The sequence below is a fragment of the Seramator thermalis genome, assembly GCF_004138125.1.
In the GTDB taxonomy this organism is placed as follows: domain Bacteria; phylum Bacteroidota; class Bacteroidia; order Bacteroidales; family Dysgonomonadaceae; genus Seramator; species Seramator thermalis.
In genome coordinates this window covers 1-9,821 of record NZ_RXHS01000026.1, presented here as the reverse complement: position 1 = coordinate 9,821, position 9,821 = coordinate 1, and the positions used below count along the sequence as shown (strand labels likewise).

Annotated in this window: 13 protein-coding genes; 11 read left to right on the top strand and 2 right to left on the bottom strand. The window is 35.7% G+C overall.

Annotated elements, in window-relative coordinates:
• A partial coding sequence (locus tag EJN84_RS12005) for a DDE-type integrase/transposase/recombinase (RefSeq protein WP_238944021.1) occupies positions 1-761 on the top strand: 761 nt, incomplete at its 5' end.
• A gap of 127 nt (positions 762-888) precedes the next feature.
• Positions 889-1,086, top strand: coding sequence for a hypothetical protein (locus EJN84_RS12000; RefSeq protein ID WP_083710981.1), 198 nt, complete (start codon positions 889-891; stop codon positions 1,084-1,086).
• 299 nt (positions 1,087-1,385) lie between these two features.
• On the opposite strand, the gene EJN84_RS11995 is transcribed toward EJN84_RS12000, so the two are convergent.
• Complete coding sequence (locus EJN84_RS11995; protein ID WP_091905394.1) at positions 1,386-2,456, bottom strand: tyrosine-type recombinase/integrase; 1,071 nt, start codon at positions 2,454-2,456, stop codon at positions 1,386-1,388.
• A gap of 264 nt (positions 2,457-2,720) precedes the next feature.
• Between EJN84_RS11995 and EJN84_RS11990 the strand changes: the two genes are divergently transcribed.
• The 9 genes from EJN84_RS11990 to EJN84_RS11955 all read left to right on the top strand — a co-directional run bounded on the left by EJN84_RS11990 (position 2,721) and on the right by EJN84_RS11955 (position 8,557).
• Complete coding sequence (locus EJN84_RS11990; protein ID WP_129595650.1) at positions 2,721-2,930, top strand: hypothetical protein; 210 nt, start codon at positions 2,721-2,723, stop codon at positions 2,928-2,930.
• 582 nt (positions 2,931-3,512) lie between these two features.
• Complete coding sequence (locus tag EJN84_RS11985) at positions 3,513-4,472, top strand: hypothetical protein (RefSeq protein WP_129595649.1); 960 nt, start codon at positions 3,513-3,515, stop codon at positions 4,470-4,472.
• Between the two features lie 7 nt (positions 4,473-4,479).
• Positions 4,480-4,740, top strand: a complete 261-nt coding sequence (locus EJN84_RS11980) for a hypothetical protein (protein ID WP_129595648.1) — start codon at positions 4,480-4,482, stop codon at positions 4,738-4,740.
• Between the two features lie 14 nt (positions 4,741-4,754).
• Positions 4,755-4,910, top strand: coding sequence for a hypothetical protein (locus EJN84_RS12310; protein WP_165004340.1), 156 nt, complete (start codon positions 4,755-4,757; stop codon positions 4,908-4,910).
• On the top strand, positions 4,907-5,605 hold the full coding sequence (locus EJN84_RS11975; protein ID WP_129595647.1) for an adenine nucleotide alpha hydrolase: 699 nt from the start codon (positions 4,907-4,909) through the stop codon (positions 5,603-5,605). The genes EJN84_RS12310 and EJN84_RS11975 overlap by 4 nt, the downstream gene beginning before the upstream one ends.
• A 243-nt stretch (positions 5,606-5,848) precedes the next feature.
• Entirely contained in the window at positions 5,849-6,451 is a 603-nt protein-coding gene (locus tag EJN84_RS11970) for a hypothetical protein (RefSeq protein WP_165004337.1), read from the top strand.
• 166 nt (positions 6,452-6,617) lie between these two features.
• A complete protein-coding gene (locus tag EJN84_RS11965) occupies positions 6,618-7,283 on the top strand; it encodes a hypothetical protein (RefSeq protein ID WP_129595645.1) in 666 nt (221 codons plus the stop codon).
• 276 nt (positions 7,284-7,559) lie between these two features.
• Positions 7,560-8,357: a cation diffusion facilitator family transporter gene (locus tag EJN84_RS11960; protein WP_101357660.1), complete on the top strand. Its 798-nt coding sequence runs from the start codon at positions 7,560-7,562 to the stop codon at positions 8,355-8,357.
• Positions 8,354-8,557, top strand: a complete 204-nt coding sequence (locus tag EJN84_RS11955) for a hypothetical protein (RefSeq protein ID WP_129595644.1) — start codon at positions 8,354-8,356, stop codon at positions 8,555-8,557. The genes EJN84_RS11960 and EJN84_RS11955 overlap by 4 nt, the downstream gene beginning before the upstream one ends.
• A gap of 11 nt (positions 8,558-8,568) precedes the next feature.
• Here the strand turns inward: EJN84_RS11955 and erm are convergent, their stop codons facing one another.
• Positions 8,569-9,375, bottom strand: a complete 807-nt coding sequence (gene erm, locus EJN84_RS11950) for a 23S ribosomal RNA methyltransferase Erm (RefSeq protein ID WP_129595643.1) — start codon at positions 9,373-9,375, stop codon at positions 8,569-8,571.
• Positions 9,376-9,821 lie beyond the last annotated feature (446 nt).

Sequence of the window (9,821 nt, the reverse complement as noted above, 5' to 3'; positions counted from 1 at the left end):
GGGAAAACAACTTGCTTAGCCCCAACAGGAGACCCCGGAAGACGAATAAACGCGAGCATGATGGTACCATCATCACAGAGGCACCCAATCTTATGTGGGCCACAGATGGGAAGAAGTTCTGGATTGATGGATCAGGGTGGCACTGGTTCTTTGGTGTGATTGATCACTTTAACGATGAGGTTATTTCATGGCATATTGCAAAAAAAGGCAATCGTTTTGCAGCCATGGAATCAGTTAGGGCTGCTGTACGAAAGACCTTTGGTTCGGTATATAAAGATGTTTGTCAAGGAATGAAGCTACAATTAAGAAGTGACCATGGGTCACAATATGATTCTGCTGATTTCATGAATGAAATGAAATTTTTGGGATTGAAGATGTCCAAAGCCTTTGTGCGTTCTCCTGAGTGTAACGGGGTAATTGAACGGTTTCATCGCACCCTGGAAGAACAGGTGCTGCAGATAGAAACATTTTCTTCTTTCGAGGAGGCTTATAACGGCATTGATCAATTCATTAAGAATTACAACTATGATTGGATATTGCATAGACTTGATTACTGTTCTCCTGTAGAATATAGAGAAAAGTACGCCGAAAGCCGGCGAAAAGAAAACAATGACATTCCATCGGGCAATAAGGAGCCTGAGGATCAGCTTGTCCTCATTTCAAGTGGCTCAATGCCACGAAGAAATGAAACGGCCCATCAGTCAATGATAAAAGGGGCAATTACTTACAGTAACACCCCCTTAATAAATCCTTCGGTATAATATATCACCATTGGATCAGCTTGTCCGATACAAAAGTAATAAAAAAAATTAAATACAATTAAAGTGCTCGGTTATTTCGGGCTAATACAAAAATAATCCGCACATTGCTTTCAAGGTCGAAAATCTAATGACAGCAATTCAAGGTCAGGAAACCCTTTTAGGTCCTTACGAGCCCATTGAAGGATATGAAGTTGCCATTATAAACGATGGAGGAATGCCCATTGAATTGGTCGAGACCAATCTTACAGATGAAGAACTTTGGGGAAAAGCTAAAGAACAAAACGATTTAAATACAGACGGACTAAATCAACCGGGCAGCAGATAAAGTAGATGAAGATAATGAGGGCAAAATCTGCGAAGCCGTTAGAGCAGAGAAAAACAAAAAAAATGATAAGTTTAAAAAAATAACTCTCCATATGTGGAATAAAGTTTTGGAGTTGCAGGAAAAATAGTATTATGCTTGGTAATTATTTTGAGTATGACTACTTGGCGTCATGCCATCGATTTTTTTGTATCTTTACCACGGCAAAAAAGGAATTTGTCCATACCGTTTTTCATCTGTTTGTGTTACTCGGTCTGGCAAGCCATATTTATGCAGCCTGGCTTATTCCGCTATAAATATTCTTACAAGGAATCGAGCGGACTTTTTATTTTTGACTTCGACAGATCGGTAACGTGTGTATAGATTTCGGTCGTTTTAACGGATTGGTGCCCAAGCAAATCCTTGATAAAACGTATATCAGTACCGGTTTCCAACAGGTGTGTGGCATAACTGTGGCGCAGCCCATGTATGCCGATTTGTTTTTTGATTCCAGCCTTTTTTAATCCCGATTTAAAAACTTGTTGGGCACTCCGGATGGAATATTGCCCTTCATGCTGTCCTTCGAAGAGATATATTTTAGGACGATAGTCCTTGTAATAACTTCGCATATCTTCAAGTACTGATTCCGGGAGGGGAACTACACGGTCTTTTTTTCCTTTACCCTGTTCTATACGGACTAACATGGCGGTACTGTCGATATCCGAAATTTTCAGGCTGACCAGTTCGCTGACACGTAATCCCATACCATAAGCAAGTTTCAACATCAGTCTATGTTTCGGATTTTGGGTAACTTCAATAATTTTTTGCACTTCCTTCTTATTGAGCATTTTTGGAAGTGTCTGCGGTTTTTTGGGACGTGGAATATCAAAGAACATTTTCTCACGGTGTAACACTTGTTCATAGTAGAATTTTATTGCGTTGATACGGCTATGGATTTCACTTTCCGACAACTTCAGCGTCCGGTGGCAATAAAGAAAATAACCACGTAACCGATCAGGAGTAAGCTCATCAACCGGATACGATTTAAGGATGTACAGCAATTGAGCAAATTCCAGCGTATAGGTTCGAAGCGTATTTTCGCTGTACCCTTTCAGTATTATCTGTTCCTGAAACCGTTTTAGAGCTGGTAGGTTTTTAGCATGAATTTTTCTCAGGACTTCTTTACCGGCAATCACCGGCTTCAAACCAAACAACTCACGATAATATCGGTTATCGGTAATATACCATGATTTCTCCGATGCTGACCATCTTGCTTTTGTATGATTGCGCAGATAGGAAATAAGTTGGTTGTCTTTTTCGAACCTAATCCAAATCACCCGCTTGCCATTATATTCACCCGGCTCAAAATGATATCTTTTATCTCTAAAATCCATAACTGCGTATTTCTGATATGTTAAATATGTACTCTCAAACCTCTTTTGGAGTCGAAAGATAGTATAATAATTCGAAATACGCAACAAAATATCTGTTTTCAATCAACTGATTCACATAGAGGTATGACTTATTTTAATTTTTATTGAAACAAATGATTGTTTTTTTAATATTATTGCGTATATTTGTGCGTTAGCTGTCAGGAGTGAGCAAAAGCTCGTAAATAATCAAATTAGGATGATACAAACAATTATAAATCAAATATTATGGTAAAGAATAAAAATGTTGAATTTGCAAGGCGCTTTAATTTGTTTTTAGGAATAGCAGTGATATTATCTAGCCTTATTTGGATGATTTCAAATATCGAACGAGCAGATTCGATAGTTAGCGTTTGGTTACCTTTTATGGTTGCAGGAGTGTTTTTGATTTTTTTCAGTCTTTTGATAAACCTTGCTTATAAAAAGCAACAAAAGTAACATTTTAAGCTCTTAAACTATATATACAAAACGCAATCAAATAAAAGATGACATAACAATTATAGATGAAACATTATTTGATATTTCAGAAGATGAATATAAGTATTCTATGTTAGGTAAAGTTTTTCAATCACCACTATGAACTGTTTGGAAAAAGTAAATATCCTCAAATAATGTTTTCGATTATTTCTAAGCGATTGCGTCTTGATTTTGGTTTATTTTGAGCAGTAAGTAACAGTGAGACTACAAAGGACAATATCTATTTATCTGAAAATGGGAAGTGTTTACACGGTATTGTCAGACGATTAACTGTGAAATCATTAATACAAACGTGGAAATTATAGATAAATAATTGAAATCCCGAACAGCTAACAAAAAGTTTGGCGCAATGGCGGGTTATAATGGATTTTGGAAATTTTCTGATTTCTATCCGCAAAAGCCGTTGTGCTTTTGCTTTTTTATTGTAATTTAGCAACGCAAACGGCTTTTGCTCACGGTGTGACCGCGCGAAGGACATCGATTCCTATTCCGCCACTGCGCCAAGCTTCCGACCGTTAGCATGCATTAAAAAATACGACACCAATGACAGACGGAGAAAAAAAACGGAAATTTATATTTGACAAATACTCGGAAAATATAATATTTCTGAAAAGTAATTCTGTAATTGACATTGAACTTAAATACGATAGGACCTATATCTGCCCTATATGTTTAGACCAATTTTCAGAAGCAGCATTAGACCAAACATTACAAAATCCGCTTTCTCTTGAAGATGCCCCGCCAAAATCACTTGGCGGTAAAGCTAATATTTTGACTTGTAAAAAATGCAATAATACATGTGGTCACGAGATAGATAAACATTTAACTGAACGAATGCAAGAACTTGACCACCATAAGTTTTTACCTAACATTGAATTTACTGCGAAGTTTGAAATTAATGGTAGTACAATACAAGGTAAGATTTCAATAGATGAAAATGGTACAATGACAGCATACCATATGGATAAAAACAACAATCCTATTAAACTGCAAGACTATATTAAAACTGCAAAAAAGGACTCAATAATAAATTTACAAATTGACAAGAAACAAGTAAATCCTATCAATTTGCAAATCGCTCTTTTAAAGATAGGGTATTTGCTAACTTTTGAAAAATATGGATATTCATTAATTCTTGATAATTCATATGATAGAATCAGACAACAATTAAAAAATCCCTTTGAAGTAATCTATCCCTTAGACTTTTGGTTTAAAGCACCACTACCAAAAGAAATTTATGGTGTCCCTTTTATTATTGAAAAGGGCTTAGAAGCAATTTGTCCAATTTTTCCACTTAAAACAAAAGTAAGTGAATATGTATTTGGTACAATAGTGCCTTTAACAACAAAGCCAATAGAAGATGTTATTACAGAATTGAAAGAAAGGTTTAAGGTTCAAAAAAGATTTCCTGTTGCATTCGACCCAATGAATGGTGGTGTTGACTACCTGACAGATTTAAAAGCAATATCAAAAATGAAAACTTGGATTAACAACTTAAAATAAACAAAAGATGGAAAGCAAATTCAAACAATTTATTAATGACAACAAGGGATTTGTTGTTTTTTATCTAATTTGGTTTTTTCTTCATTTAATTTTAATAGCAAATGGAGATGGTGAAGATGGATTATGGCCTTTCGGGAATGACGGATTTGAAATGGATGATTATGGTGTTGTCGACTTTATTTTTCACTTGATTGCTCCACTTGTATTATTTTTCATTTGGAAACTGATTGGTGGTGACATTAAAAAGAAAATCAATGAGAACAATTAACGCATGCTAACATCATGTATAAAACATTGGGGTTTAAGTGGTTACTTGAAGTTTTCTATCCCGCTTCAGCTTTTGTATCGGTGGATAGGAACGAAGCCCGCAATCCCCAACGTTTCATACATGTAACCGTTATCGGTCAGTTTAGAGCGACACCAAAACAGACAGAATGAACCAGAAGAAAAAAGCAGTATTTAATTGGAGTGGCGGGAAAGACTCTGCATTAGCTCTTCAAAAGACATTACAAGACAACGAATTTGACGTTGTTGCATTGCTGACAACTATTAACGAAGAAACGCTGACATCTTCAATTCATTCCATTCCTGTTGAGCTACTGACAAAACAAGCGGACAGTATTGGTATTCCTCTTTACACCGTATTATTTGCCAAAGACCTAAAAAACTATGACAATAAAATGCAGGAAACAGTTGAGTATTTTAAGAAGCAGGGCGTTACTCATTTCATTTTTGGCGACATTTTTTTAGCGGACGTAAAAACTTACAGAGAAACTAAACTCAACCCATTAGGAATTGAAGTTGTTGAACCGCTTTGGGACAAATCATCTACCGAAATCATTTCCGACTTCCTCAAGTCAGGAATTAAATCAAAAATCATCGTTACGCAAGCAGACAAATTAGACAAGACATTTATCGGAAAAGACATAGACGAAAATACGATAAACGCATTTCCTGACGACATTGACATTTGCGGAGAAAACGGAGAATATCACACTTTTTCGTATTCGGGAGTTTTATTCAAAAAACAAATTGACTTCTCAATCTCACAGACAAACAAAATTTCATACGACATAAATTTGGACAACGGACAAACAAAAACGTTTGAATATTGGCAAGCAGAAATTGTATGACGACAGAAAACCGAACCGATAACATCGTATTGGCAATAGGCGGGCTGAACGGCTTCGTATCAACGGAAGTGCAAAATTCAACTTTCGTTCTTCGTATCAAGTTCAGTGCTAAAAATCCCGCCCATCGCCAATACGCAAAACGTTGTGGTTAATTTTAAAATAAATCATACTTGACAAAACCTTTTTGAATATTCAGCATCATTCATTAAAAACATAGCAAATAACAAGTAATAAAAGATTGAAATGAAACAGAAAATTTTCTTATTAGCAATGAGTTTTATCTCATTCAACTTTGCAAATGCTCAATTTGCCGAAAACAATGCTGTATATGCAACAGGTGAATTGAACTTAGGTAATTATGTTGGAATGGACTTGAATTTGAATTATGTATTGAAAGAAAAATACTCTTTCAAAGTAGGATACTCTGGAAATTTCAGAAAGCCCAAATCACAACCGGAAGATTTCACCACTGGTGTAACTGGAATATTAGTTTGGGGACTAAATAGCCCTGTTGACGTATTTGAAAATTTTGGAGCAAGTATTGGAAGAATTTATAAAATAAATCAAAATGGGACCATCAGAGCAAACCTTTCCTTTGGAGTGGGGTATACCATTTATACAGAACCTGAAAACTGGAAAAAGATTAATAATAATACTGTATCTGTGACCAAGAATTACTCCTATGATAATGTGGAGCATAAAGCTGTTAGTCTGATTGTCAACCCTAAAATAGAATTTCCTATTACAAGGTATTTTGGATTTTCAATTTCACCCATGTTGCAAATAAATAAGGATAGAACATACTTTGGAATAGGACTTGGAAGCATGATTGGACTATTAAGATAAGAAAAACTAACCACAACACGCGGTTATAAAACATTGGGGCTAAGTGGTTATTCGAGCCTCGGTTCTCGCATCAAGGTTCGGTGCACCTTGATAGTGAAGTAGCTCCGAAATCCCCAACGTTTCATACCGCCAAACCGTTAGGCGACATTTTAAAAAATCACCTCAAATGAATAAATTTTACCAACAAAAACTTATATTTCAATGGGTTATTGCCATATTATTATTATTGATTGCGCTACTTCCAATGTTTATAATCATGATAAAAGCAAGTGATCAACCACTGTATTACTTATTTTTTATTATCTACATTCCTGTTGCGCAATTTGCCTTTACACCATTTTGTACTCTAATTGGCATTTACAGGTATTATTCTCCGATGCTTCTGGGCTACAACGCTACTGACAAACAAATAGATTTGCATAATGGGACCAGTTTTGATTATTTAATGGTAATGACCACAAATAAACCCGGGATTGAATTTAGAAATAGGCTGTTAAAATATCATTTAGAAGGCTTGTTGAATATTATCCAATTAATAGAGAAAAAGAATATACCTGAAACTGTAAATATTGTTGGAACATCTTATTTTTTTAATAACCGTACGTTAGAAAAAATGGGGTTTGAAACAGAAAATCCTTCCTTATTCTATAGGATAAATCTCTTTCTGAACGTTATAGACCTAATTTGGATGTATTCACTATCACGAGGAAAATTGAAGATTCCAAATATTAGCAATGTCAAGAAAGCAAGTACAACAGGCAAAAAACTAATTGAGAATAAAGACAAAATTATATTATTAAATAGAAAAATTAAAACAGAAACGATCGCCTAACATCGGTTTTATGCAAGTGGGGCTGAAGGAATTCAAATGAACATTTTTGTATATTTGAGCAGTGGGAATTCTAATCAGCTTCAGTGCTAAAAATTCCCACCTGCATAAAGCCGTTTCCCGTTTTATGCAAGTGGGGCTGAAGGAATTCAAATGAACATTTTTGTATATTTGAGCAGTGGGAATTCTAATCAGCTTCAGTGCTAAAAATTCCCACCTGCATAAAGCCGTTTCCCGTTAGCAGTAATGGTAGGACGCACCAGCCGACAACAATAGACAATGAGGAAAACGACATTTAAAATATCAAAAATGGACTGCCCATCCGAAGAACAAATGATACGGATGAAACTTGCCGACTTGACAAACATCAACTCGTTAGAATTTGACATTGCAAACAGACAACTGACCGTTTTTCACACAGGCAATCACGACCAAATTTTTCAGCGACTTGATAACTTAAAACTTGACACTTCACTTATTGACAGCGTTTCGGCAGACAATTACACAGCAACGACAGACAACACTAACCGAGAAAGAAAATTGCTTTGGCAAGTTTTAGCTATCAACTTTTTCTTTTTTGCTCTTGAAGTGACAACAGGTTTTATTTCAAACTCAATGGGACTTGTGGCGGACAGCTTGGATATGCTTGCCGATAGCATAGTTTACGGACTTGCACTTTTTGCAGTTGGTGGGACAATGACACGAAAAAAGAACATCGCAAAATCAGCAGGTTATTTTCAGTTGACACTTGCCGTTTTCGGTTTCATTGAAGTAATCAGACGATTTGTAGGCAGTGAAACAATTCCTGCATTTCAGACAATGATAATTATTTCAATTCTTGCACTTATCGGCAACGGACTTTGTTTGTATTTACTGCAAAAAAGTAAAAGCAAAGACGCACATATGCAAGCAAGTATGATTTTTACATCCAATGACGTAATTGTAAATCTTGGAGTAATTATAGCAGGCGGACTTGTTTACTTGACAAACTCAAAATATCCTGACCTTATCGTTGGGACAATTGTATTTTTCATTGTTGGACAAGGAGCATTTAAAATTTTAAAACTATCAAAATGACGGACGAACAAAGAACCACTACTGCTAACAGCGGTTTGGCAAAAGGCGGGGTTTCGTGCTTCGTAGAAACATTTTTGCAAGGTTCAACATTTGTGCTTCGAATGAACATTTGCGCTAAAAATCCCGCCCTTCGCCAAGCCGCAAACCGTTATGTGCAAGCAAAAACAACACTCTCCTCAAATGAAAAAGCGTTGTTCTGACAAAAACGGATTTACTTTTTTGGGTGAAATTTATCGGGTACGACTTTTAACATTTCAACAAAACATTCTAAAAATTGCTGTGCAGACATCGTGCAAACCGAATTATCCAACTTTAAACCAGACTTTTCAGTAAGTTCCCTAACTTGTTGTTTACGAAAGATTTTCTTCAAAGCCGTACGTACCGGCAAATCAGGGAAATGAAGCATAAAATAAAGAAAATCAAGATATTTTTCTTTCATCTCGACACCGATATTTTCACACTTCTTTTTACTGATTTTTAGTAATGCCGACTTAACCGTTGGAGGCGGCAGAAAACTTTTCGGACTAATTTCATACATCAATTCCAACCTGAAAAATGTATGATAAAAAACAACATACGGGTTGAAAAACTTTTGCTGAACAAGTTTTTGAGCGGGTTCTAATTGCATAATCAAACAGCCTTGCGTAAAATATTCCAGATTCGTGAACATCAGCGATTTCAGAATATCGGAAGTGATTCCGTATGGTATATTAGAAACCACTTTAAAATGCTTTTGCGGAAACGAAAACCGCATATAGTCGATTGCTACAATGTTGACTTTTTTATTACATCCGAATTTCGACCTGAGTTCGGATACAAAACGCCTGTCATTTTCAATAGCTATCACATTGTCAGAGTTTTTAGCTAAATGAACAGTCAAAAAACCGAGACCGGCACCAATATCTAAAACCAAATCTTCTTTTTGCACGTCAGCCAGCCGAATAGCATCATTTATTAATCGGGTGTCTATTGTAAAATGTTGACCTGTAAACCTTACAGGAACACGATTTTTTTTCATTATTAATTTCTTTTGGATGAATACTTGACTCAAATCACAGAAAGTGAAAGACAGTATTAACCATCAGAAACAGCAATGAAATCACGACACTGATTTTAGAATAAAATAGTAGCTGTAAATCATAGACTAGTCGTCTAGAAAAAAAAGGAGGGACTGTCTCTCACTTATACAAAAGTCCAAGGTCTGCTGAAATACATAATGAAATGATTTAGTTTATGACAAAAGTACAAAAAATATATTAGCCCTCAAAAAAACCGAGCAGTAAAAAATAAAAGTTATTTTTACAACTGTTATGGAAAAGAGGAAGAATATTACATCGAAAATCAAGGCTGAAATAGTTTTATCCTTGTTGCGTGGAGAAGATCCGGAGTTGATTACTCGTGAATACGGAGTCACACTGTTCGATATTAATCTTTGGCGAGACCAATTCATTGAAAGCGGTACTG

Bases quoted from the DNA above. Each gene is read 5' to 3' on its own strand.
- EJN84_RS12000 (WP_083710981.1), top strand. From the start codon at position 889: ATGACAGCAATTCAAGGTCAGGAAACCCTTTTAGGTCCTTACGAGCCC.
- EJN84_RS11995 (WP_091905394.1), bottom strand. From the start codon at position 2,456: ATGGATTTTAGAGATAAAAGATATCATTTTGAGCCGGGTGAATATAAT.
- EJN84_RS11990 (WP_129595650.1), top strand. From the start codon at position 2,721: ATGGTAAAGAATAAAAATGTTGAATTTGCAAGGCGCTTTAATTTGTTT.
- EJN84_RS11985 (WP_129595649.1), top strand. From the start codon at position 3,513: ATGACAGACGGAGAAAAAAAACGGAAATTTATATTTGACAAATACTCG.
- EJN84_RS11980 (WP_129595648.1), top strand. From the start codon at position 4,480: ATGGAAAGCAAATTCAAACAATTTATTAATGACAACAAGGGATTTGTT.
- EJN84_RS12310 (WP_165004340.1), top strand. From the start codon at position 4,755: ATGTATAAAACATTGGGGTTTAAGTGGTTACTTGAAGTTTTCTATCCC.
- EJN84_RS11975 (WP_129595647.1), top strand. From the start codon at position 4,907: ATGAACCAGAAGAAAAAAGCAGTATTTAATTGGAGTGGCGGGAAAGAC.
- EJN84_RS11970 (WP_165004337.1), top strand. From the start codon at position 5,849: ATGAAACAGAAAATTTTCTTATTAGCAATGAGTTTTATCTCATTCAAC.
- EJN84_RS11965 (WP_129595645.1), top strand. From the start codon at position 6,618: ATGAATAAATTTTACCAACAAAAACTTATATTTCAATGGGTTATTGCC.
- EJN84_RS11960 (WP_101357660.1), top strand. From the start codon at position 7,560: ATGAGGAAAACGACATTTAAAATATCAAAAATGGACTGCCCATCCGAA.
- EJN84_RS11955 (WP_129595644.1), top strand. From the start codon at position 8,354: ATGACGGACGAACAAAGAACCACTACTGCTAACAGCGGTTTGGCAAAA.
- erm (WP_129595643.1), bottom strand. From the start codon at position 9,375: ATGAAAAAAAATCGTGTTCCTGTAAGGTTTACAGGTCAACATTTTACA.